This is a genomic window from Ruegeria denitrificans (assembly GCF_001458295.1).
GTDB classification, from domain to species: Bacteria; Pseudomonadota; Alphaproteobacteria; order Rhodobacterales; family Rhodobacteraceae; genus Ruegeria; species Ruegeria denitrificans.
This window is the reverse complement of the sequence record NZ_CYUD01000004.1, coordinates 121,178-145,047: the sequence shown is the minus strand read 5'-3', so window position 1 is coordinate 145,047 and position 23,870 is coordinate 121,178. Positions and strand designations below refer to the sequence as shown.

General features: G+C 55.8%; 23 protein-coding genes and 1 tRNA gene. 9 read left to right on the top strand and 15 right to left on the bottom strand.

What is annotated here, in order from left to right:
• Positions 1-4: 4 nt before the first annotated feature.
• Both RUE5091_RS07335 and mepK read left to right on the top strand, forming a co-directional pair.
• The gene (locus RUE5091_RS07335) at positions 5-217 is read left to right on the top strand and encodes a hypothetical protein (protein WP_131726284.1); all 213 of its coding nucleotides are present in this window, start codon (positions 5-7) and stop codon (positions 215-217) included.
• 132 nt (positions 218-349) lie between these two features.
• The gene (gene mepK / locus RUE5091_RS07330) at positions 350-919 is read left to right on the top strand and encodes a peptidoglycan L,D-endopeptidase MepK (RefSeq protein ID WP_058281248.1); all 570 of its coding nucleotides are present in this window, start codon (positions 350-352) and stop codon (positions 917-919) included.
• A gap of 191 nt (positions 920-1,110) precedes the next feature.
• Here the strand turns inward: mepK and RUE5091_RS07325 are convergent.
• From RUE5091_RS07325 to iscR, 10 genes are all read right to left on the bottom strand, one after another.
• Positions 1,111-1,187, bottom strand: a tRNA-Arg gene (locus RUE5091_RS07325).
• A 66-nt stretch (positions 1,188-1,253) separates the two neighbouring features.
• On the bottom strand, positions 1,254-2,474 hold the full coding sequence (locus RUE5091_RS07320; RefSeq protein WP_058281458.1) for a cysteine desulfurase: 1,221 nt from the start codon (positions 2,472-2,474) through the stop codon (positions 1,254-1,256).
• Positions 2,475-2,486: 12 nt separating this feature from the next.
• The gene (locus tag RUE5091_RS07315; RefSeq protein ID WP_058281247.1) at positions 2,487-3,053 is read right to left on the bottom strand and encodes a YIP1 family protein; all 567 of its coding nucleotides are present in this window, start codon (positions 3,051-3,053) and stop codon (positions 2,487-2,489) included.
• Positions 3,050-3,535 (bottom strand): YIP1 family protein, encoded by a 486-nt coding sequence (locus RUE5091_RS07310; RefSeq protein ID WP_058281246.1) that lies wholly within the window; start codon positions 3,533-3,535, stop codon positions 3,050-3,052. Before RUE5091_RS07310 ends, RUE5091_RS07315 begins: the two co-directional genes overlap by 4 nt.
• Positions 3,535-4,815, bottom strand: a complete 1,281-nt coding sequence (sufD, locus tag RUE5091_RS07305; protein WP_058281245.1) for a Fe-S cluster assembly protein SufD — start codon at positions 4,813-4,815, stop codon at positions 3,535-3,537. Before sufD ends, RUE5091_RS07310 begins: the two co-directional genes overlap by 1 nt.
• Positions 4,815-5,570 carry a Fe-S cluster assembly ATPase SufC gene (gene sufC, locus RUE5091_RS07300; RefSeq protein WP_058281244.1) on the bottom strand — a complete coding sequence of 252 codons (756 nt, stop codon included), beginning with the start codon at positions 5,568-5,570 and terminating at the stop codon, positions 4,815-4,817. The genes sufD and sufC overlap by 1 nt, the downstream gene beginning before the upstream one ends.
• A 49-nt stretch (positions 5,571-5,619) precedes the next feature.
• On the bottom strand, positions 5,620-5,781 hold the full coding sequence (locus RUE5091_RS07295; protein ID WP_243470728.1) for a hypothetical protein: 162 nt from the start codon (positions 5,779-5,781) through the stop codon (positions 5,620-5,622).
• A 26-nt stretch (positions 5,782-5,807) separates the two neighbouring features.
• The gene (sufB, locus tag RUE5091_RS07290) at positions 5,808-7,328 is read right to left on the bottom strand and encodes a Fe-S cluster assembly protein SufB (RefSeq protein ID WP_058281242.1); all 1,521 of its coding nucleotides are present in this window, start codon (positions 7,326-7,328) and stop codon (positions 5,808-5,810) included.
• Positions 7,329-7,346: 18 nt separating this feature from the next.
• Positions 7,347-8,390 carry a cysteine desulfurase family protein gene (locus tag RUE5091_RS07285; protein WP_058281241.1) on the bottom strand — a complete coding sequence of 348 codons (1,044 nt, stop codon included), beginning with the start codon at positions 8,388-8,390 and terminating at the stop codon, positions 7,347-7,349.
• A gap of 60 nt (positions 8,391-8,450) precedes the next feature.
• Positions 8,451-8,909, bottom strand: coding sequence for a Fe-S cluster assembly transcriptional regulator IscR (gene iscR / locus RUE5091_RS07280; RefSeq protein WP_058281240.1), 459 nt, complete (start codon positions 8,907-8,909; stop codon positions 8,451-8,453).
• Between the two features lie 177 nt (positions 8,910-9,086).
• On the opposite strand from iscR, the gene RUE5091_RS07275 reads away from it, so the two are divergent.
• The 6 genes from RUE5091_RS07275 (at position 9,087) to RUE5091_RS23410 (ending at position 15,437) form a co-directional block, all read left to right on the top strand.
• Positions 9,087-9,740, top strand: a complete 654-nt coding sequence (locus RUE5091_RS07275; protein WP_058281239.1) for an alpha/beta hydrolase — start codon at positions 9,087-9,089, stop codon at positions 9,738-9,740.
• Positions 9,740-9,985 carry a hypothetical protein gene (locus tag RUE5091_RS07270; protein WP_058281238.1) on the top strand — a complete coding sequence of 82 codons (246 nt, stop codon included), beginning with the start codon at positions 9,740-9,742 and terminating at the stop codon, positions 9,983-9,985. Before RUE5091_RS07275 ends, RUE5091_RS07270 begins: the two co-directional genes overlap by 1 nt.
• Entirely contained in the window at positions 9,982-11,139 is a 1,158-nt protein-coding gene (locus tag RUE5091_RS07265; protein WP_058281237.1) for an HD domain-containing protein, read from the top strand. Before RUE5091_RS07270 ends, RUE5091_RS07265 begins: the two co-directional genes overlap by 4 nt.
• A 394-nt stretch (positions 11,140-11,533) precedes the next feature.
• Positions 11,534-11,869: a DMT family transporter gene (locus tag RUE5091_RS07260; protein WP_058281236.1), complete on the top strand. Its 336-nt coding sequence runs from the start codon at positions 11,534-11,536 to the stop codon at positions 11,867-11,869.
• Between the two features lie 76 nt (positions 11,870-11,945).
• Entirely contained in the window at positions 11,946-13,763 is a 1,818-nt protein-coding gene (gene typA, locus RUE5091_RS07255; RefSeq protein ID WP_058281235.1) for a translational GTPase TypA, read from the top strand.
• A 459-nt stretch (positions 13,764-14,222) separates the two neighbouring features.
• On the top strand, positions 14,223-15,437 hold the full coding sequence (locus tag RUE5091_RS23410) for a hypothetical protein (protein WP_207383721.1): 1,215 nt from the start codon (positions 14,223-14,225) through the stop codon (positions 15,435-15,437).
• A gap of 137 nt (positions 15,438-15,574) precedes the next feature.
• Here the strand turns inward: RUE5091_RS23410 and RUE5091_RS07245 are convergent, their stop codons facing one another.
• The 4 genes from RUE5091_RS07245 to recA form a co-directional block, all read right to left on the bottom strand.
• Positions 15,575-16,198 carry a transglutaminase-like cysteine peptidase gene (locus RUE5091_RS07245; protein WP_058281233.1) on the bottom strand — a complete coding sequence of 208 codons (624 nt, stop codon included), beginning with the start codon at positions 16,196-16,198 and terminating at the stop codon, positions 15,575-15,577.
• A gap of 356 nt (positions 16,199-16,554) precedes the next feature.
• Positions 16,555-16,842 carry a DUF1330 domain-containing protein gene (locus tag RUE5091_RS07240; protein WP_058281232.1) on the bottom strand — a complete coding sequence of 96 codons (288 nt, stop codon included), beginning with the start codon at positions 16,840-16,842 and terminating at the stop codon, positions 16,555-16,557.
• 1 nt (position 16,843) lies between these two features.
• Positions 16,844-19,516: an alanine--tRNA ligase gene (alaS, locus tag RUE5091_RS07235; protein WP_058281231.1), complete on the bottom strand. Its 2,673-nt coding sequence runs from the start codon at positions 19,514-19,516 to the stop codon at positions 16,844-16,846.
• A 178-nt stretch (positions 19,517-19,694) separates the two neighbouring features.
• Complete coding sequence (gene recA / locus RUE5091_RS07230) at positions 19,695-20,762, bottom strand: recombinase RecA (protein ID WP_058281230.1); 1,068 nt, start codon at positions 20,760-20,762, stop codon at positions 19,695-19,697.
• A 192-nt stretch (positions 20,763-20,954) separates the two neighbouring features.
• Here recA and RUE5091_RS07225 point away from each other — a divergent pair, with 192 nt between their 5' ends.
• Positions 20,955-21,548 carry a sulfotransferase family 2 domain-containing protein gene (locus tag RUE5091_RS07225; protein WP_058281229.1) on the top strand — a complete coding sequence of 198 codons (594 nt, stop codon included), beginning with the start codon at positions 20,955-20,957 and terminating at the stop codon, positions 21,546-21,548.
• A gap of 5 nt (positions 21,549-21,553) precedes the next feature.
• On the opposite strand, the gene RUE5091_RS07220 is transcribed toward RUE5091_RS07225, so the two are convergent.
• Positions 21,554-23,845, bottom strand: coding sequence for a hybrid sensor histidine kinase/response regulator (locus tag RUE5091_RS07220; protein WP_058281228.1), 2,292 nt, complete (start codon positions 23,843-23,845; stop codon positions 21,554-21,556).
• Between the last annotated feature and the right edge of the window lie 25 nt (positions 23,846-23,870).

The following is a 23,870-nucleotide window of genomic DNA, read 5'->3' as shown; positions in this document are numbered from 1 at the left end:
GGCCTTGACTATTCTTAATTCTACGCCGCAAAACTGCGCGCCGATCAACTATGATTGCGCCCTCGGCGCGTTGTCTATTCACAAACGTATCAACCTGGCGCATCTTTTGATGCGTGATGCGTGTTTGCATCGCCCGGCGAAAATGCGCCACCAAATGTCTCAATATTATACAAATTCGCATCACCTGCGCAAAAAACTGCCGAAAATTCCCCCTTGAAAAGGTGAATTTGAAAGACTTCTTGGCTGACTTTTGCGTCTGTGTCATAAATCCCGCATCTGGGATGGGAAAAAATTAAGAACGCGCGCGTAACATCGTGTGCAGGCAGGAACAGTACGGGACGAAACTGAAATGACGATGAGCAGTACTTCGGGTATAACCCGGCGTGCCCTTCTGGGCGCATTTGCAGCTACGGCAGTTGTGGCAGCACCGACCTATTCCAATGCAGCAGGTTTCCTTCGGGGCGGCGGTGATATTCGTCGTATTCGTATGTATTCCGGTCGCACGGGCGAACGGATTGATATGATATATTGGGTCGATGGAAAATACATCAAGGATGCGGTCAAAGAAGTGAACCACTTCATGCGTGACTGGCGGACTGATCAGGCCAAAGATATGGACCTGCGCACCATCGACATTATGGCCGCCTCGCATAACCTGCTGGATGTCAATGAACCCTATATGCTGCTTTCCGGCTATCGTTCCCCGCAAACCAATGCGATGCTTCGTTCCCGTTCCCGTCGGGTTGCCAAGAACTCACTGCATATGAAAGGTCAGGCAGCTGACCTGCGACTGTCGTCTCGTTCGGTATCACAGATGGCCAAGGCCGCCATGTCCTGCCGGGCTGGTGGAGTTGGAAAATACTCGCGCTCAAACTTCGTCCACATGGATTGCGGTGAAGTCCGCAGCTGGGGCGGTTAAACCACCCTCAGACCGTAAAGCAACGAGCGCCTTTGGGCGCTCTTTTTTTTTACCATCCGCATAATCCTTTGGCCTAAGTCATCACTTAAACACCTCTCACCTTTGGCGAGACATCCTGTCAAAATACGATTTCTTCCATAAGATCAAAATGCCAATGAACCAGGCTGAAGTACTTTTCTGAGAAAGAATAATGGCGCACCTGAGAGGATTCGAACCTCTGGCCTCTGCCTTCGGAGGGCAGCGCTCTATCCAGCTGAGCTACAGGTGCCTTGGCCGTTAGCTATCCTTGTTCCGATCCGGGTGCAACTGAAAATCTACCCAGATCAGACAGGTTTCACGCAAACAAATCATGCGCCAATTCAAGCGCATCGATCAGTGTGTCGACCTCATCTTTGGTGTTATACAGGCCGAAGCTGGCGCGGCAGGTTGCGGTGACGCCGTAGAAATCCATCAGCGGACCGGCGCAATGATGACCCGCGCGTACAGCAACGCCTTTCTTGTCGAGGATCGTCGACACGTCATGCGCATGCCCTGCCCCATCCAACGTAAAGCTGAAAATGGCGGCCTTGTCCGCGCGCGTGCCTTGTACCTGAAGCCAGTTCAACCCGGTCAGCCGCTGCATCGCATAGTCACGCAGCGCACCTTCATGGGTGGCGATGTTCTCCATACCCAGATCCATCATGTAGTCCAGCGCGACGCCCAGCCCGATGGTCTGGACGATGCCAGGTGTTCCGGCTTCGAACTTCATGGGCGGGTCGTTGTAGATCACCTGATCCTTGCTGACTTCTTTGATCATGTCGCCGCCACCGATAAAGGGGCGCATCTCGGCCATGCGTTCGGATTTGATATAGATCGCGCCGGATCCGGACGGTCCATACAACTTGTGTCCGGTGATCGCATAGAAGTCACAGCCGATGTCAGATACGTTGACCGGCATATGTACGGCACCCTGGCTGCCATCGACCAAGACGGGAACGCCTTTGGCATGAGCCCCTTGGGTGATGGCTTTCACGTCCACCGCAGTCCCCAGTACGTTCGAGCACTGAGTAACCGCGACCAGCTTGGTCTTGGGACCAATGGCGTCGATCACGGCCTGCGGATTCAACCCGCCATCTGCATCCACATCGACCCATTTCAGGATCACCCCCTGACGTTCACGTAGGAAATGCCAGGGTACGATGTTGGCGTGGTGTTCCATGACGCTCAGGACGATCTCATCCCCGGCCTGCAGTCGTGGCATCGCCCACCCATAAGCCACCAGGTTTATCCCTTCGGTCGTGCCCGAGTTCAGGACGATTTCATCCTCATCCGCCGCACCAAGGAAGCGGGCGATGGTTCCGCGAACAGATTCATATTTCTCAGTCGCCAGATTGGACAGGTAGTGCAGACCGCGATGTACGTTTGCATATTCCTCGGCATAGGCCCGCGTTACAGCATCAATCACAACCTGGGGTTTCTGTGCCGAAGCTCCATTATCAAGATATGTCAGAGGCTTACCGTTCACCTCGCGAGACAGTATTGGAAAGTCCGCGCGGATTTTTTCTACGTCGTACATCATCTTCTTTTCCTATACCGGGGCGTTGGGAGTGAGAGCGAGGACAAAAGGTGCCGCTACCAAAGCAGACAACACGATGACCCCGAAGGACTTCCAAAGCGTCCCGAACTTATGCGCTTCATTGAGGAAATGAAGCGTGACGTAAAGGCTCACCAGCGCTATTACGAACAAAAACAGCACCATCAGCATCGGTGCGATAATCGCCAAAATCAGGGCGGCGACACTTGCCGCAGTTTGTAGGTACTGCAACCAGACTGTCAGCGTCATGATCTCGACAAATGTCCCCTGACCGCCCAGCAAACGTCCGACGGCCAAGAATGCCACAATGCTGAACAACATATAGACGGACGATCGGATCAAGCTCATGAAAATCGGCTCACGCTCGGGAAGGCTCAGACCGTCTGGAGTGGGCAACATATGTTCGAACCCGAACTGCACAAGCCCGTTCAGAACTACGGCCAGAAAGAACGCCAGCCACAGAACCTCGCGCCCGATGCGAAAAGCCAGCAATTGCCGGGCAGCTTCTGCGGGGTTGGTTAGGGTTAGAACAGCAAGATTGCCAAGGGTCGTGGTCTTCATTCCTCGTGCCTTTGCGATTGTCTCAGACCTGCTATCCAGAACCAGAGGAAAATAATAAACCAGACAGCTCCAACAATCGTCAAAGCTGGGCCGGACCCGATGAATCCTGCAACAAGCCCGTGCAACAACAACACCGGAGTTGATGACAAAAGCGCCCAAAACAAAGCCAATCGCGCGCCGTATGACGTGCCGCGCCCTCCAACCAGCCGCGCCGCTCCATAAGAAACAAATGCCAGCAGATAAAAGAACAGAGGCAGAATAAAGACCGTTCCGAACAAACTTGCACCCATCAGTGCATTCAGTTCAACGCCCTCAAAATGAGCCCGGCGCGCCAGACTTGGAAGCTGTGCAATGAAGGCCACCACACAAAATCCCATGACGAATATCAGCGCTCTGTCTTCCCGCTGCCCTAAGTCCAGAAGCCGGCGCACCACGCGCCCCGGCCCCCGATATGTAGCCACGATATCCGATGTGACAGGCATCAGCTGCGCCGTGCCAGCCAATCTTCCAGACGATTCACGATCTTTTCGGCGACTTCGCTGTCTTCGATCTCGACCACTGCTTCGGCCAAAAAGGCCAGCGTCAGCATGTTGGTTGCTTCCTTGACCGGAACGCCACGCGACCGCAAATAGAACAAAGCCGTCTCATCAATCGCGCCCGAGGTCGAGCCGTGCGAACAGGCCACGTCATCCGCATAGATCTCAAGTTCGGGCTTGGCGAGGAATTGGCTGTCCTCATCCAACAACAATGACTGGCTGATCTGATAACCATCTGTCTTCTGCGCGCCTTCCTTCACAAGGATTTTGCCTTGGAACACGCCGGTTGCACCGTTGCGCAGAACCTTTTTGAAAACCTGGCGGCTTTCGCAGTTCACTGCATCGTGGGTCACGAACACCGTATCGTCGTGATGGAAGTCCCCGTCGCCGACACAAGCGCCAGCCACATGAGCAATCGCATCGTCTCCGGTCAGCTCGATAACCTGTTCGTTCCGGGTCAGAACGCCGTTCACCGTCAGAGTGAAGGATTTGTACACTGATTCACGGCCCAAACGCGTGAACATATGGGTTGCCGCACGGCGCTGGTGATCACGGCCCTGCGCGCGGATATGATGCAGCTTGCCGCCATCGGCGATGTCGATTTCCATGCATTTGTTGAACCGCGATGCCGCCGGGCCATTTTCGAGGATTGTCACCTCGGCCCCGCTTTCGACGCGGATCACGTGATGCAGAATCGCGTCCGACGTTTCCGAAGCGTGACGATAGATCAGGCTGATCGGTTTCGAAGGCTTGCCTTTGACGTGAATCGCAACGCCATCCGTTGCAAATGCGGTGTTGAGCGTCGCCAGAGGTCGCTGCACAGGTGTCTGCCCGGCTTCTTCAAGAACGCCGTATAACTCTTTGGCCCAATGAATATCTTTGCAACAGATATCCTCCAGCCGATCGATACTGACACCTTCGAGCGACAGTTCATCCGACTCTTCCGGGCTGAAAACGCCGTCGATGAACACGATCTTCAGGCGATCGAATTCATGAAACATCATCTGCTCGTCTGACACGAACAATGCCGCATGAGGCGCCTGTGCCGTTGTTAGCGTATCGGGTCGGGTATATTTCCAATATTCGTCGCGACGACTCGGCAGTCCCATCTCGCGCAGACGGGAAAGGGCAGCCTCACGCGCTTTGCGGGTGCATCCGGCATCCGGCATGGTCAACACTGCCAGACGGTCTTCGGTTGCTGTCTGTTTTGCTTGCGGCAAAGCCATCAGTTCACCTCGGCCAGAATGTCGGCATAGCCGTTATGTTCTACTTCAAGCGCCAGCTCGGGCCCGCCAGTTTTCACGATACGACCATTGGCCATGATGTGAACGACATCCGGTTTGATGTGGTCCAGCAGGCGCTGATAGTGAGTGATGACCAGAAAGCTCCGGCCTTCATCGCGCAGCGCGTTCACGCCTTCGGACACCAGTTTCATCGCATCCACGTCAAGGCCCGAGTCGGTCTCATCCATGATGCACATCTTGGGCTCCAGCATCGCCATCTGTAGGATTTCGTTGCGCTTTTTCTCACCGCCCGAAAACCCGACATTGACCGGACGCTTGAGCATATCCGCGTCGATTTTCAGCGTCTTGGCCTTGGCACGCACCTCTTTCAGGAAGTCTGCAGCCGACAGCTCCTCTTGCCCGCGCGCCTTACGCTGTGCATTCACGGCAGTGCGCAGGAATGTCATGTTGCCAACGCCTGGAATTTCGACCGGATACTGGAACGCCAGAAAGACACCGGCAGCGGCGCGCTCTTCGGGCTCCATGTCCAGCAAGTCCTCTCCTTCCAGAGTGGCCGTGCCTTCGGTAACTTCATAGCCGTCCCGCCCGGACAACACATAGCTGAGCGTCGACTTGCCCGAGCCATTGGGACCCATGATCGCGTGGACCTTGCCCGGCTCGACCGTCAGGTCCACACCCTTGAGGATTTGCTTGTCTTCGTCTTCAAGCTGTACGTGCAGGTTCTTGATTTCCAGCATGATTTTTCCTTTTGCGTATCGCAAGGGGCATTAAATCCCCGATAATTTTCTATCCCAGCGCTTTGCGGATAAGCCGCGCAGCAATCCATCCCAGGATTGCTCCACCGCCGACAGCCCAGACCGGGTTGATGAATTCCATATGGTTGATGTTCACGTAGGCGACGCCAATCAGACCACCCAAAACCGGCAGCGCATACCCAAGCCAGGTCATCACATCATCTTTCCGAAGGTGGGTCATCAGCCGACGGAGCCCTCTAGTGAGATCGCAACAAGCTGCTGCGCTTCCATCGCGAACTCCATCGGCAGAGCTTGCAGCACGTCCTTGCAGAACCCATTGACCACAAGGGCCACGGCCTCTTCCTCGTCCATTCCGCGCTGACGGCAGTAGAACAGCTGATCGTCATCCACCTTGGACGTCGTCGCTTCGTGTTCCACACGTGAGGAGTTGTTGCGGACTTCGATGTAAGGCACGGTATGCGCGCCACATTTGTCACCAATCAGCAAACTGTCGCACTGCGTATAGTTGCGCGAATCCTTGGCTTTGGGATGCATCGAAACCAGCCCGCGATAAGTGTTTTGCGCCTTGCCAGCGCTGATGCCTTTGGACACGATGCGCGACTTGGTGTTCTTGCCCAGATGAACCATCTTGGTACCGGTGTCGGCCTGCTGATAATTGTTGGCAATCGCGATCGAATAAAACTCACCCTGGCTTTCATTGCCGCGCAGGATGCAGGACGGGTATTTCCACGTCACGGCCGAGCCGGTTTCAACCTGCGTCCACATCACCTTGGACCGGTCACCCCGACAATCGGCGCGCTTGGTCACAAAGTTGTAGATACCGCCCTTGCCGTTCTCATCCCCGGGGTACCAGTTCTGAACGGTCGAGTATTTTACCTCAGCATCTTCCTCGACAATGATCTCGACCACAGCCGCGTGCAGCTGCGCCGTATCACGCTGAGGCGCGGTACAACCTTCCAGATAGGAGACATACGATCCTTTGTCAGCGATGATCAGCGTGCGCTCGAACTGACCGGTGTTCTCCGCATTGATGCGGAAATAGGTGCTCAGTTCCATCGGGCACCGGACGCCCGGTGGGATGTAAACGAACGAACCGTCCGAGAACACGGCCGAGTTCAACGTGGCGTAGAAGTTGTCCGATACCGGAACCACGGTTCCCAAATACTTTTTGACCAGTTCGGGGTGTTCTTTGATCGCCTCGGAAATCGAACAGAAAATCACGCCGGCCTCTTTCAACTCAGCCTGGAACGTCGTGCCAACAGAGACAGAGTCAAACACCGCGTCCACAGCGACCTTGCGGCCTTCGGCGGGCATATTCTCGGCCCCTTCGACACCGGCCAGAATCATCTGTTCTTTCAGCGGGATACCCAGTTTTTCGTAGGTGGCCAGCAACTTGGGGTCGACCTCGTCTAGTGACTTCGGCTTTTCCTCCATCGACTTGGGACGGGCATAGTAATACTGGTCCTGAAAGTCGATTGGCGGATAATGCACCATCGCCCAGGTCGGCTCTTCCTTTTTGGTCCAGCGTTCGAAAGCCGCCAGACGCCATTCGGTCATCCATTCGGGCTCTTCGTTTTTCTCAGAGATCAGTCGGACGATATCCGGGTTCACACCCTTGGGTGCGTACTCCATCTCGATATCAGTTTCCCAGCCGTACTTATAGGTGCCAGCCTCGCGCACCGCATCCACGGTCTCCTGATCGACGCCTTCTTTTACCTGGGTCTGGTCCAAAGCGGCCATTTCCTTCACTCCGTCAGATCACGCGGCACGCGCGCGATGCTTTTTCTCTTTTTCAAGCCACATTTCGGCGAAACGCAGCACATCTTCTTTTTTCGTCAAAGGTCCCAGCGAAACGCGTATCGCGCTGGCCGCCGTGACTTCATCATACCCCATTGCCGTGAGGACCGCGCTGGCGCGCACCTTGCCACTGGAACAGGCAGAACCCGCGCTTATGGCAAACCCCGCCAGGTCCATCTGCATAACCTGTGTTTCACCTTTCCATCCCGGGGTGGCAAAGCACAGCGTGTTGGGCAGTCGGTCCTGATCCTTCCCGACAAAAATAGTAAATTTAGACCCGGCCTCAAGAGCATTTTCTAGAATATTTCTAATTTCTTTCACTTGCTCCCAAACGCCATTGGCAAGGTCCCGGGCCGCCGCTTCGGCTGCGGCACCGAACCCCGCGATTCCAATGACATTTTCCGTACCAGACCTGCGGCCCATTTCTTGGCCGCCGCCTTTGATCTGGGCAGGCAAATCCGTGCCGCGTTTCATGACAATAGCGCCAACACCTTTTGGACCACCCAGTTTATGGGCCGAGATCAGCGCCATCTGCGTGTCCAGCCAGTTGAACGCCACCGGTAACTTGCCAAATGCCTGCGTCGCATCGGTTACTGCAAGCCCGGAAGGCAGCGTTTGAACGATCCCGGTTTCCGAATTCGCCAACTGCAGAGTTGAATTCGCAGGATCAACTATATGAACCCTGCCAGACGCATCGGTCGCCAAATCCTCATCAATCCAAGCTCTTACTGCATCATGCTCAACGGCGGATCCATGTAGCTTCCGCCCTCCTAACGTCAGCGCCGCCCCTTCGGTCGAACCTGAAGTGAACACAATATCCGCTCCATCAGCACCGAAGGCCGACGCGATTTGCGCCCGCGCTCGCTCGACCAGAGCTTTGGCAGCACGTCCTTCGGCATGCACCGAGGATGGGTTGCCGCACACTTCCATTGCCGCGATCATTGCTTCTCGGGCTTCGGGGCGCAAAGTGGTCGTTGCGTTATGATCCAGGTAAACACGACTCATAGATTCATCTTTTTACGAATGCGAAGAGGTTTTTCGTATTCAATATCCAAGTACAACGCCTCATTCATCCACCACAGCAAACAGGCTCGGCACCGCAGGACACGGGGCCAGATCGTTTTTTACTACATCCGAAAGGCGCGTTTGATGCAGGAAAACATAGACATGGGCACTTAGCCCTTCCCACAAACGGTTACTCAGCGATTGGGCACGGCTGCCCGATGACGCCCCAGACGCCCCCGCGCCCTTTTGCAACGCATCCACCGTTTCGTCCACGGCTGACAGAATCTCGACCACTCGGATTTCAGAAGGCGATCGCGACAAACGGTATCCGCCACCCGGCCCGCGAACCGATGACACCAATTCAGCGCGGCGCAATTTTACGAACAGTTGTTCGAGATACGGCAATGAAATATCCTGCCTTTCGGATATTTCACTCAGCGTAACAAGTCTATCGGCCGGTTGTAGGGCGATATCGGCCATTGCAACCATTGCATAACGACCCTTGGTCGAAAGCTTCATTCCCTTCCCCTTTTGGCTGGTACCGCGCGAAAACATTGACGCCGCCGCTGCCAGTGCGTATCTCCGACGGGCAGCGCCTTGTGCAATGCAACATTATTAGAACCGTTCTAAGGTGCCTGACCATAACCGTCAAGTATATCCTGGCACCAAGAAGAAAAAGACAGGACCAAAGCACACATGCCCGAGGTGATTTTTCCCGGACCCGAAGGCCGCCTGGAAGGCCGCTACCACCCGCAAAAGGAAAAAGACGCACCGATCGCCATCGTGCTTCATCCGCATCCACAATTTGGCGGGACCATGAACAACAAGGTGGTCTACAACCTGCATTATGCGTTCTACAATATGGGCTTTACCGTGTTGCGCTTTAATTTTCGCGGAGTTGGCCGCAGTCAGGGTGAATATGATCAGGGTGTTGGAGAGCTGAGCGATGCCGCGTCAGCGCTCGACTACCTGCAGTCGATGAACAACAACTCTAAGCATTGCTGGGTTGCAGGTTTCTCGTTTGGTGCGTGGATCGGTATGCAATTGCTGATGCGTCGCCCTGAAATCACCGGCTTTATCAGCGTGTCGCCCCCGGCGAACATGTATGACTTTTCGTTCCTGGCACCCTGCCCGTCCTCTGGCCTGATCATCAATGGATCAGCGGACCGCGTAGCACCGCCGGCAGACACCACCTCGTTGGTGAACAAACTGCACGAGCAAAAGGGAATCACCATCACTCATAACGAAGTTGATGGCGCCGACCACTTCTTCCAGGAACGTCACATGGACACGCTGATCACCGATGTCAGCGACTATGTGAAACGCCGCCTGACCGAGAACACGCGCTAATGTCCGACACCATCACCACCCTTGCCGCCAAACTGGCCGAGGACACAATGAAAGTGATGGACGAAACCGGGGACGACCGTTTCTTTGTTGAGGTGGGCGAAGAACTGGGGGCGTCCTCTCAGACTTTGGAAGAAGCGTTCCTGACGGAGATTCGCGTGCGGCTGGCGGAACGCAAAGCTCGTAAGTTCGTGATTCAACGGCTCTCGGAACACCGCTCGAAACTGAAAGCAATCGAAAAACAATGAGCACCAGACTGTCCGCGCAAATCGAATTTCTGAAACGCGTGGACAGCCTGAAATCGGTTGATCGCGCCAATTTTCTTCTGAATCAGTCTCGCGCCGAAAACGCGGCCGAACACAGCTGGCAACTCGCGCTGTGGGCGCTGGTGATGCAGCCATTGGCAGATACGAGTGTCAACATCAACCGTGTGATCCGCATGCTGTTGCTGCATGATCTGGTCGAGATCATCGTCGGCGACCATCCGATCCATCTGCAAACCGACTGGCTGGCCGTCGAACGGGCCGAACAAGCCGCAGCATCCGAGTTGTTCGGTTTGTTGCCTGCGGATCAGGCCGAGACGTGCCTGACACTTTGGCAAGAGTTCGAAGCCGATCAGACTCCGGATGCTAGATTTGCCAAGTGCCTTGATCGCTGCCAGCCGATGTTTCAGGTTCTCTGCGCACCTTCGCCAAGCGACGATCACAGAGCGATCGTTAAGGAAAACCTGAACGGTGGCCGCGCCGCTTATCTAAAGTCCGAGTTCCCCAACGCTTACCTTGCTGCCCAAAGCCTGCTGGACGGCAAAGTCCCAGCGGAAACTGCCTTTTCGACTCGTCTTGGTTTTCTGGCCGAAAGCGACAAGTTGAAATCCGTCTACCGAGCCTCACGCTTGCTTAGTAACGAACGGTTCGAAAATTCCGCCGAACATTCGTGGCATATTATGCTCTATGCGTGGATATTGTCCGAACACGCGGCCCCTGATGTTTCAATCGACCGCGTTCTGCAAATGCTCTTGCTGCACGATATCGTTGAAATCGACGCCGGGGATAACCCGATCCATGGTCAAGTCGATCACGCAGTTCAGGAAGCCGAGGAACAAGCCGCCGCAAAACGTCTGTTCGGCCTGCTGCCGGGTGATCAAAGGGCGGCGTTTCTATCCCTGTGGCACGAGTTCGAGGCAGCCGATAGCCCGGACGCCCGCTTCGCCAAGGCTGTTGACCGGTTCCAAGCACCGGTCGGCAACCTTGCAACAGGAGGCGGGTCATGGGTGGATTATGACGTCACGTATGCTCAGATCGAACAGCGCGTTGGAACGCCAATAAAGCGTGGCGCACCCGGCCTGTGGGAATGGCTTCAACCCCAGCTCGACGCATTTTTTGCGACCTCAACCGCATCGTAGAAAAAGAAAAAAGAGGCTCAAAGGCCTCTTTTTTCCGTGTTTCGGCAGGCGCTCAAACCTGAATACTTTCTAACCGTTCAACAAACTTGGCCGCATTTTTGTCGACGGACCCCCCGTCAGCAAGCCACCCAAGCGCCACTATCAAAGCCGAAACAAAAACTATCAATCCTGCAAACTTCGTCATGTTTAGCTAACTCGAAAACTAAAAATCATTAAAAAACAATACGTTTCTATCACAATCCATGCTGAGGAAATAGTCAGGTTATCCATACTCTTCAAAAGACTGATACATCTGCCGCTACGTCATCAACGCAAAAAAAGACCTCCAGATTTTGCTTGCTCGCCTCGACGTTTTCGTGCTCAACCTCGCAAAACATTTGTCGAGAAAACCACAGTGCCCAAAGCTTATCTGATCTTGTTGCTAGCGGTCATTGCCGAAACGATTGGCACCACAGCCTTGCAGGCCAGCCAGCAGTTCAGCCGGTTTTGGCCATCTGTTCTGGTCGTTGTCGGTTATGGCATTGCCTTTTATTTGCTGGGGCTGACCCTGAAATTCATGCCTGTCGGCATCGTGTATGCCATTTGGTCCGGACTGGGGATCGTTTTGATCGCGATCATCGGTTTCATTGTTTTCGGGCAACGGCTGGATTGGCCCGCCGTGACGGGCCTTACGATGATTTTGGCCGGTATCCTTATCATTCACCTGTTTTCCAAGACTGCAGGTCACTGATCGCCGGTTAGGGCTGGTCTATTCGGTCAAACCGCGCTATGCGCGCGGCAACTTCCCGTTCAAAGGCTGACCTCTCATGGACCTGCGCAATATCGCAATCATCGCTCACGTGGACCACGGCAAGACGACCCTGGTGGATGAGCTGCTCAAACAATCCGGTGCGTTCCGGGAAAATCAGGCTGTGGCCGAGCGCGCCATGGACAGCAATGATCTGGAACGTGAGCGCGGTATCACCATTCTGGCCAAAGCCACATCGGTCGAGTGGAAAGGCACCCGCATCAATATCGTCGACACCCCCGGCCACGCTGATTTCGGTGGCGAGGTCGAGCGGATTCTCAGCATGGTCGACGGCGTTGTGCTGCTGGTTGACGCAGCCGAGGGTCCGATGCCTCAGACCAAGTTCGTGACTTCCAAAGCTCTAGCGCTGGGCCTGCGCCCGATCGTCGTTCTGAACAAGGTCGACAAGCCCGACGCTGAACCTGACCGCGCGCTGGACGAATGCTTCGACCTGTTCGCCAACCTTGGCGCTGATGATGATCAGCTGGATTTCCCGGCTATGTACGCCTCGGGCCGTTCCGGTTGGGCGGATATGGAACTCGACGGTCCGCGCAAGGACCTGACAGCCTTGTTCGATCTGGTCGTCGAACACGTCCCTGCCCCGCAACAAGCCGAGCGTAAAGACGAACCGTTCACCATGCTGGCCACCACGCTGGGCAGCGACCCATTCATCGGCCGCATCCTGACCGGTCGCGTGGAAAGCGGCACGCTCAAGGCGGGCGATAGCCTCAAAGCGCTGTCCCGCGACGGCACCCTGATCGAAAACTTCCGGGCTTCGAAAATCCTGGCCTTCCGGGGCCTGGCGCAACAGCCCATCGACGTGGCCGAAGCCGGAGACATCGTCACCATTGCCGGTATGAGCAAGGCCACCGTGGCGGACTCGCTGGTGTCACCGCAAGTTGAAGAGGCCCTGCCGGCACAGCCCATTGATCCGCCCACTATCACCGTGACCTTTGGCATCAACGACTCACCGCTGGCAGGTCGCGACGGCAAAAAAGTACAGTCCCGCGTCATTCGTGACCGCCTGATGAAAGAGGCCGAATCCAACGTCGCCATCCGCATCACTGACACCCCGGGTGGTGAAGCTTTCGAGGTTGCTGGTCGTGGCGAATTGCAGATGGGCGTTCTGATTGAGAACATGCGTCGTGAAGGATTCGAACTCAGCATTTCGCGTCCGCAAGTTCTGTTCCGTGAAGAAGACGGACAGCGTCTTGAGCCCATCGAAGAAGTCACCATCGACGTGGATGACGAATACTCGGGCTCGGTGATCGAAAAGATCACTGGCGCACGCAAAGGCGAACTGGCCGAAATGCGCCCTGCTGGTGCAGGCAAAACCCGGATCATCGCGCATGTCCCTTCGCGCGGGCTGATCGGATATCATGGCGAATTCCTGACCGATACACGCGGTACCGGCGTTCTGAACCGGGTGTTCCACGGCTGGGCCGCGCATAAAGGGCCGATCCCAGGTCGCCGCGCAGGTGTTCTGATTTCGATGGAGAAAGGTCAGGCCGTCGCCTATGCCCTGTGGAACTTGGAAGAGCGTGGCCGCATGTTCGTTGCGCCTCAAACCGACGTTTATCAGGGTATGGTGATCGGCGAGCATTCACGTGACAACGATCTGGAAGTGAACCCGCTCAAGGGTAAGAAACTAACCAATGTGCGCGCAAGCGGATCTGACGATGCCGTCCGGCTGACACCCCACGTTCAGTTCTCGCTGGAAGAGGCGATTGCCTACATTGATGATGACGAGTTGGTCGAGGTGACTCCGAACGCTGTACGCCTGCGCAAACGGTTCCTGGACCCGCACGAACGCAAGCGTATGGCCAAATCTGCATAAACAACCCCAAGTAATAGTTGCTGCAATGGCAACAATGCCACACTTTTGGCAAATTTGCACACACTTGTAGATTAAGAAAATGTGAAGAGCCCGCCGCTTCGGCGGGCTTTTGTATTGTTTTCGCTAAATTTTCTGACCTTGAAAAATTTTTCGAACGTTAATTCAAATTAAACACCTCTTGAAAGTGTGATCCAAAATGGGTGTAATTATGGTTGAAATATGGCACTATTATTGAGGCCGCATGGGAAGCACAAATTGTAGTGCGCCAGTGTTAGTAACGAGTTCTAAAGGAGCAACGCCATGCGCGTGAAATCTCATTTATTATCTTTTGTATTTGTCTCAGCAACATTACCTTTAATCACCGCCGGCACAGCCCAGGCGGAAAAATGCAACATCAAAACAGCCCGACAATCCGTATCGACCGAAACACTTTGCGATTGCACGGTCGTAGATACCCGTATGTTGCGTTACATACAGCGTCGAGCGGATTTCGAGGACATTCTAGCCCGCACGCTTGATAGCTGCCCAGCTTTCGCGGCGGTACTGACTGACGTACCTACTGCGTCAACAACAGCGTCATCACGCTCAGGTCAAGGCGACGAGTTTGGGTCGAACGACGCAAGCAGTTCTGGCGATAACGGCGGTGGCGACGGCGGCAATGGCGGTGGCGACGGCGGCAATGGCGGTGGCGGCGGCAATGGCGGCGGCGGCAATGGCGGTGGCGGCGGCAATGGCGGCGGCGGCAATGGCGGCGGTAATGGCGGCGGCGGTAATGGCGGCGGCGGTAACGGCGGCGGTGGCGGCGGTAACGGCGGCGGTGGCGGCGGCAATGGCGGCGGCGGCGGTGGCGGCGGCAATGGCGGCGGCGGCGGTAATGGCGGCGGCGGCGGCGGCGGCGGCGGCGGTAATGGCGGCGGCGGCGGCGGCAATGGCGGCGGTGGCGGCGGCAATGGCGGCGGCGGCGGCGGCAATGGCGGCGGCGGCGGCAATGGCGGCGGCGGCAATGGCGGCGGTGGCGGCGGCAATGGCGGCGGCGGCGGCGGTAACGGCGGCGGTAACGGCGGCGGTGGCGGCGGTAACGGCGGCGGCGGTGGCGGCGGCAATGGCGGCGGCGGCGGCAATGGCGGCGGCGGCGGCGGCAATGGCGGCGGCGGCGGTAACGGCGGCCCCGGCAATGGCAATGGAAACGGTGGAAACTCCGGTAACGGTGGCGGCAACAACGGCGGTTCGGGCCCTGGCACCGGCAACGGCGGTGGAAACAATGGTCAAGGCGGCGGTAGCGGCAACGGCGGCGGCGGTTCCGGTAATGGTGGCAGCAACGGCGGCGGCTCCGGGGGCGGCTATGGTAACGGTGGCAACAATGGCGGCGGTAGTGGCAACGGCGGTGGCGGTTCCGGGAACGGCGGCAACAATGGCGGCGGTACCAGCGGCGGCAGCGGTAACGGAGGAAACAATAACGGTGGTCCCGGCAACGGTAACGGGAACGCCGGAAACTCCGGAAACGGTGGCGGTAATAACGGTGGCTCGGGCCCCGGCACCGGCAACGGCGGTGGCAACAATGGTCAAGGCGGCGGTAGTGGCAACGGCGGTGGCGGTTCCGGTAACGGTGGCAGCAACGGCGGCGGCTCCGGCGGCAATGCCGGTGGACCTGGCAGCGGCGGCACCTTTAAATAATGCGTAGTAGGTCAGTGCGTTAAGCTGAAAGCCACTAGCAACCAATTGGTTCTAAGAACGTAAAAAGGGCGACCACCGTGTCGCCCTTTCTTCAACGTCTTACTCAGCCTCAGAGTGTCGAATGGTGTTATCCAACGTCAGCTTCGGGCGTACACGCCAACCCAACTGCTGGGTTTCCTTGGGTTCTGCATTCGCAAGAACAAATAATGTGTGTCTGACCAAGGCTTGATCTGATTGGTCAGGTTATCCAAAACCAGATCTCCAGCCGCAGAACGGTAGACCAGTACTGCATGCGAATTACGCCGTGCATCCAAAACCGTCGCAATAAGCAATTTGCTTGGATCGATTCCAGCCCTAATTAAATCTCTCTTCTTGAGCAGAGCGAAGTCTTCACAATCCCCCCCACGAGAGGTGGGCAATGCCCATCTTTCCGCAGTCCTGTACTGCGATTGATCCGTCACCGCGCGTGTTGTCGTATTTACCTGTCGATTGACGCGCTGAATGATCTGCATCTCTTTCTTGTTTGACAGGGAAACAGACACTTTGGTGGAACAAGCCCAATCGTATTGGCGGCACAATTGCCGCGCACCTGATGGTGGCGGTGAAACGGCAACAACCTTGATAAATCGCCCTTCCGAAGCCTCTAGGGCAGAGCCTCCGATCATTGGTCCGACAGACAAAACGGAAAAGACAACCAGTCGACCCATTGTTGAAGTCAACCGTGCAGATATGGCTCCTAGTTCAATGCTCAACAGCTTCATGCCGACTCCTCGACCTAAATTCATCCTCAAAATTGCGGACAAACAGGACCTTAGATCGTTAAGCTTAACTATCGGTGATGCGGCTGTTTGTGCAATCAGAGGTGAAGTTGCAAGCAAAAAGAGGCGGAAATTCGTTCCGCAATTTGACCATTTCAGGCAATAATTGAGAGGGCTTGGCCACAATCTATGGTTTACGCTACGTAAACTCCACGTTCGAAAGTTGCGGCAAACACTTGTAAAATAACGCTACATTTCAAAAAATAAAAAGTCAGGCAGTTGATCAAGCTACCTGACGTTGCTATTGGCCGATTTCCGCTCACACAACCAGAAGTTGGCCAAACTGTGGCAATCTGATTCTATTCTGTTGTCTCAACGACCAGCAATTCACGTTCACTGGCCCCACGCGCATGATCCAACGCCCGCTGATATTCGGGCGAATTATAACAACCCACCGCGGTCTCGACCGACGGAAAACGGGCCACTACGTTTCGCGGCCGCTCTTTCCCTTCCAGCTGAACATACCGCGCGGCGCGCGCGATAAAAGTGCCCCCATGTTTGGCAATCGCAGGGCCCGCCAACTCAGCATATTTGCCATAAGCCTCTTCGTCCGTCACGGTGACATGAGCAATCCAGAGTGCAGGCATCTTATCCTCCCAAGACTTGTTCTGCGGCTTTGATCGCCGCTTCTGAATTCGAAGCATCGCGGCCACCGCCCTGCGCCATATCGGGACGTCCGCCGCCGCCTTTGCCGCCCAGTTCAACAACTGCCGCCCGGACCAGATCGACGGCCGATACTTTGTCGGTTAAGTCTGATGTCACACCGGCAGCCACTGCGGCCTTGCCACCGGCATCTGCAATCAAAAGCACCGCACCCGAGCCCAGACGGCTTTTGTGCTCGTCGATCAGGGCCGGCAGATCCCTACCCGAAACACCACTCAGCGCCTGCGCCAAAAAAGGCACGCCGTTCACGTCGCGGGCTTCAGCGCCGCCACCTTGCCCTGCACCACCGGCCATCGCCAGATCACGGCGCAGTTGAGAGACTTCATTTTGCAATGCCTTGCGTTCGTCCAGCAGAGATTTGACCCGGCTGACCACATCATCAGGCTGTGCCTTCAGTTCCGTGGCAATTTGGCCCAGCCGCTGATCCTGCGCAGAGAGATGCCGGAATGCCTCATCCCCAGTAAGAGCTTCGATCCTGCGTACACCGGCACTGCTGGCGCTGTCGCCCAAAACAACAAAGGTGCCGATATCCCCGGTCTGACGCACATGGGTGCCACCGCACAGCTCGATCGACCATGTATCACCATCATGGCCCTTGCCTGTCTCAGCCTTACCCATCGACACAACACGGACTTCGTCACCGTATTTCTCGCCAAACAGCGCCTGAGCACCCAGTTCGCGCGCGTCGTCCGGCGTCATGATCCGGGTCTCAACAGTTGAGTTCTGGCGGATGAACTCATTCACCTCACGTTCGACCCTTTGAATCTGCTCAGGGCTGAGTGCCTTGGAATGGCTGAAATCGAACCGCAGCCGGTCTGAGGCATTCAGCGAGCCGCGTTGCGCCACGTGATCACCCAGTGTTTCGCGCAGTGCTTCGTGCAACAAGTGCGTGGCCGAATGGTTGGCCCGGATCGCTGTACGGCGGGCATGATCAACCTCAAGCTCAACCGCATCCCCTTTTGACAACGCGCCCTGGCTTACCGTTACCCGATGTGCATACACCTTACCTTCGGCAAATTTGCGCGTGTCTTCAACATGCGCAACATCCTGCAGGTTCTCAAGACGCCGAATTTCCCCGGTGTCACCAATCTGACCACCGGCTTCGCCGTAGAATGGCGTCTGGTTCACGACCACCCATCCCGATCCGCCTTTTTCGATCTTGTCCACCAAAGCACCGTCGACAATCAGCACCGCAACCTGACCTTCGGCCTTTTCGGTATCGTAGCCCAGGAAATCCGTAGGTCCGGCTGAATCCAACACATCAAACCAAACGGCCTGATCCGCAGACTCACCTGAACCGGCCCAAGCTGCGCGGGCCTTGGCTTTTTGCTCGGCCATGGCTTCATCGAACCCGTCAGTGTCCACGGTCCGGCCCTTCTCACGCAGCGCGTCTTGTGTCAGGTCCAGTGGGAATCCGTAAGTGTCATAAAGCTTAAACGCCGCATCACCGGGCAATGCCGCGCCTTCGGATAGGCCAGAGACCTCATCATCCAGCAGCTTCAGGCCGCGATCCAGCGTTTGCTTAAAACGGGTTTCTTCCAAAAGAAGCGTCTCTTCAATCAACGCCTGCGCCTGACCCAGCTCAGTATATTGCGCGCCCATCAGTTGCACCAGTGACGGTACAAGACGGTGCATGACCGGGTCTTTCGCGCCCAGCAGATGCGCGTGACGCATCGCGCGGCGCATGATCCGCCGCAGAACGTATCCACGCCCGTCATTCGACGGCATCACGCCATCCGCAATCAGGAACGAGGTCGAGCGCAGGTGATCCGCGATTACCCGGTGGTGTACGTTCTGATCACCGTAGGGATCAACGCCCGTGGCATCCGCCGATGCCTCGATCAAAGTCTTGAACAGGTCCGTGTCGTAGTTGTCATGACTTCCTTGAAGCAGCGCCCCAATCCGCTCCAGACCCATGCCCGTGTCGATCGACTGCATGTCGAGCTCAACCATCGAGCCATCTTCAAACTGCTCGTTCTGCATGAAAACGATGTTCCAGATTTCGATGAACCGGTCGCCATCTTCCTCGGCCGAACCCGGAGGGCCGCCCCAAATGTGATCGCCGTGGTCATAGAAAATTTCGGTACACGGGCCGCACGGACCGGTCGGGCCCATTTGCCAGAAGTTATCATTGGTGGCGATGCGGATGATCCGATCTTCGGGCACGCCAACCTTTTTCCAAATCTCAAATGCCTCATCATCCGTGTGATAAACTGTGGTCAGCAGTCGGTTTTTGTCGACGCCGAACTCCTTGGTGATCAGTTCCCAGGCAAACGGGATCGCCTCGGGTTTGAAATAATCACCGAACGAGAAATTGCCCAGCATTTCAAAGAAAGTATGATGCCGCGCGGTATAGCCAACATTGTCCAGATCGTTGTGTTTACCGCCTGCGCGCACACATTTCTGCGCGGTCGTCGCACGCTGATAGTCGCGGGTTTCGACGCCGGTAAACAGGTTCTTGAACTGCACCATCCCCGAGTTCACGAACATCAGGGTCGGGTCGTTGCGCGGGACCAGAGGGCTGGACGCCACAACTTCGTGCCCCTGTTTGTCAAAGTAGTTCAGAAAGGTCGATCGGATATCGTTTAACGTAGGCATAAGGCTCTCTCGGCGCGCAATCATATTGTCTTAAAACGGGTTTATCCCTGTCCCTGCGGATAGTCCACAGCATTGGACCCGCAGAACGAACCAAGGCGGCCCCGATGGACCGCCCTGTTTTTGATATCATCAGCACCTTTAGGGTGCCGGGTGTTCTGCTGTTCCAGTCAGCGACCGTTTAAGCCTCGAGGATGTCATCATCCTCGGTGGCGCCGGCTGGCATGTCGAAGTCCAGACCATGCGCCGCGCGAATCTTGTCTTCGATCTCAAGCGCGGCACGGCTGTTGTCGCGCAGGTATTGCTTGGCGTTCTCACGCCCCTGCCCGATCCGTTCGTCGCCATAACTGAACCACGAACCGGACTTTTCGACCACGCCGGCCTTGACGCCCAGATCCAGCAGTTCGCCCATTTTGCTGATGCCTTCGCCATACATGATGTCGAATTCCACTTGCTTGAACGGCGGCGCCACCTTGTTTTTGACGACTTTGACGCGGGTTTGGTTGCCAACAACCTCATCACGGTCCTTGATCGCACCGATGCGGCGAATATCCAGACGGACCGAGCTGTAAAATTTCAGTGCATTGCCACCGGTCGTGGTTTCGGGGCTGCCGAACATAACGCCGATCTTCATCCGAATCTGGTTGATGAAGATCACCATGCAGTTCGAACGGCTGATAGAACCGGTCAGTTTGCGCATTGCCTGGCTCATCAGACGCGCCTGAACGCCGACACTGCTATCACCCATATCGCCTTCCAACTCGGATTTTGGCGTCAGCGCCGCAACCGAGTCGACAACGACCATGTTCACCGCGCCTGAGCGTACCAATGTATCGGTGATCTCAAGCGCTTGCTCGCCTGTGTCTGGCTGCGAGATCAGCAACTCATCCAGATCAACACCCAGCTTGCGCGCGTATTGCGGGTCCAGCGCATGTTCCGCATCCACGAATGCACATACCCCGCCGCGTTTTTGCTGTTCGGCAATGCAGTGCAGCGTCAGCGTTGTCTTACCCGAGCTTTCCGGCCCGTAAATTTCAACGATCCGACCCATCGGCAAACCACCGATACCCAGCGCGATATCCAGACCCAAAGAACCGGTTGAGCTTGCGTCGATGTCCTGCTTGGCATCCTCGCCCAGCTTCATGATCGAGCCCTTGCCAAACTGGCGTTCAATCTGGGCCAGCGCGCTGTCGAGCGCCTTTTGCTTGTCTGCGTTTTTCTTGTCGCTCATTGTCAGAAGATCCGCCATTGTCCTGTCACCTTCCCTTTTGTCACACCCTTGAACGGGCGGCAATCGCTGCTTTGTTCGCCTCTTGTTCCTTATGGGACCAAAAAGAGAACATTTCAACTAAAACTTACAATACTTACTGTTGGGCAATTGTGTTAAAGAGTCGTTTACGCCAATCTGCGTTCGTAACAAAGATCGGCACAGGGCAAATAAATGCTTGTTTTCTATAAGGAACGCCTTGCGTTTCTGGCTGTTCCCAAAACCGGAAGCACGGCCTACCACTCAGCCCTGCACGACCGCGCCGATTTTATCGTGACCGGCCCGCCAGATCTGAAACATGCCCCAGTTCGGCGCTATGACCGCTTTTTCCAGAACATTTTTCGAAAAATGTACGGCACCGAGATGGAGATCATGGCAGTCGTGCGCGAACCGATTGATTGGCTGGGCAGTTGGTATCGATTCCGCAGCCGTGATGATCGTATCGGACACCCACACTCGACCCGAGACATGACCTTTGACGAGTTCGTGCAGGCCTATATGAAATCTCCGCGCCCCGATTTCGCGGATGTGGGCAGTCAAAGCCAATTTTTTCGCACCCGAAGCAACGGATTTGGCGCAAGCCATGTCTTCAAGTATGAAAATCAGGATAAGATTTTGAACTTCCTTCAGGATCGTCTGAACATGCAGATAAACCTGCAGCGGGAAAACGTCTCCCCCCAACGTGAGCTTGCCTTGTCACCAGAAACCGAGCGAAAATTTCGGAAACGCCACGACGCCGAGTTCATCTGTCACGACGCCGCACATTGATGTGGTCAGTTAATCTGTTGAAACACCGCTTCGGTCAGCTGATTCAATGAGAATGGTTTCGGCAGGAAAGTCGAATTCGCGATTTTCGGGCCAGAGTCGCCGAATGCCCCTTCGGTATAGCCGGACATAAAGATCACCCGAACATCCGGACGCGTCTCCATTGCCTGGCATACCCAGGTTGGCCCGTCCATTCCTGGCATGACCACATCCGTAACGAAAACATCGACATTCAACGCTCCGTCCTCGAGCAAGCGCAGCGCCTCCTCGGCTGAGTCTGCCTCGAGCACGGTATAGCCCTTCAACCGCAGCGCGCGGGTTGCAAAGGCACGTACCGGGGCTTCGTCCTCGACCAGCAGCACCACGCCTTCACCCTGTCGGGTGTTTTGAGTGTCGGCGGCTGGCATCGTCTCTTCCTGTACCACCTGCAGAGCAGTAGAGACCGGAAGATAGACAATGAACTCCGTACCATGGCCCGGAAGACTATCGACAAAGATGAAACCGCCGGTTTGCTTGACGATCCCATACACAGTGGACAAGCCCAATCCCGTGCCTTCGCCGGTGCGTTTCGTTGTATAGAACGGTTCAAATACCTTTTGCAGCTTGTCGGCGGGTATACCCGTCCCACTGTCGATCACCTTGACGGTCACGTATTCACCCGGTTGAACCGTTGCACGGTCACGCGTGAAAGGCTGGTTCAGCACGATCACCTCGGTCTCAATCCGAATCTCGCCGCCATCCGGCATCGCATCGCGCGCGTTTACAACAAGGTTCATGAACACCTGTTCCAGCTGACGTTTATCCGCCCGAACGGGTTTGAGAACAGGATCATGGCTGAGGATCAGCCGCACTTTTTCACCCACCAACCGGTTCAGCAAATGGATCAGGTCCGAGATCGTATCCCTCAGGTCCAGCACTTCGGGTTGCAATGTTTGCTTGCGTGAAAACGCCAACAGCTGGCTGACCAAAGCAGCTGCCCGATTGGCATTCTGGTTAATCTGCACAAGATCTCCGTAGTTCGGGTCATTCTGATCGTGTCGCAACAACAACAGGTCGCAATGCCCGGATATGGCGGTTAGAAGGTTATTGAAATCATGGGCAACACCACCAGCCAACTGCCCTACTGCCTGCATTTTTTGTCCTTGCACGAACTGCGCTTCAAGCGTTTTGAGTTCGGTAGCATCATTCAGAACCGCTATCAGACAGACCTGACCGTTACTCACCACACGGTTTAGGGTGACCTGGAGAAAGATTTCTTTATCCTGTCTGGTCAGGCGCAGAAACTCGGATCGCATGGTCGGCTCCTGAGCTGCCATTCTGCCCAGCCAATCCAGAATCGGATGCCCCAATCCTTTCATGATTTGATCGACATTGGTTTCACCGGGCTCAACGTCTCCGATCAGCTTCACGGCCAGCCGGTTGGCCTCGAGAATACGACCATCTGGCGCAAGACGCATGATCGGAACTGGCAGTTCGGCAAAGGACGCGCCGCTACTTGCCTGCCCTGCATCTTCCATCGGCAAAACAAGCAAGTTCCGAACGGTGCCTGACCGACCGAGTTCACATACAACCGCGGGAATAGCGCCGCCTGACGTCTGAACCTGCACGATATCGCCCTGCCCTCGCGGTTCGCTGGTCAAGACCTCATGCAACATATCCGGTCTCTGCCCCAACAGGTGCGCGGCCGCGTCATTCATACGCAACAATGTGCCGTTTCGCCCTTCGGTCAGAACCGGAATGTTGACGTCATCCCACTGCCCAGGCGTTTCCAGATGAAATCGCCAGCAAAACCGACCTTGGCCGACATTGAACACGGAAACAGGGATCGTCGATCCAACGGTCACAACATCTTCGCGCGCTTTACCATAGATTTCAGCCGAGGATTGCAACCTCAGCAGTATGGCCGGAGGGTTCGCGAACACGGATTTCAGGCATTGCTCCAACCGTTTGCCGGGAAAAGCCTGAAAGTGAGAGCGTGCTTCAGGATTGGAGGTCAGAATATCACCCTGAGCATTCGCAATCACGCAGGGGAAAAGATCCTGCTCGGCAAACACGGCCATAGCTTTCACCGATTGCCGCGCCGTGTAATCGACGATCTTACCTCGCAGCACCACCAAAGCCGATGCGGCCAGCAGTGATACACCGGCCACAAAGAAACCGGTATTCCAGATCTTGGGTAACACCCCCACAACGGGCGTTAGGCTTATCAGCGCGCCCATGACAACCAAAGCGACAAGTCGCAAGCCAGAGGGGGTTTTCTGTGAAGACGGATCAGAAAAAACGTCTGTAATGTCAGTCATAAACAACTCAAGTCGATGGGCTTTC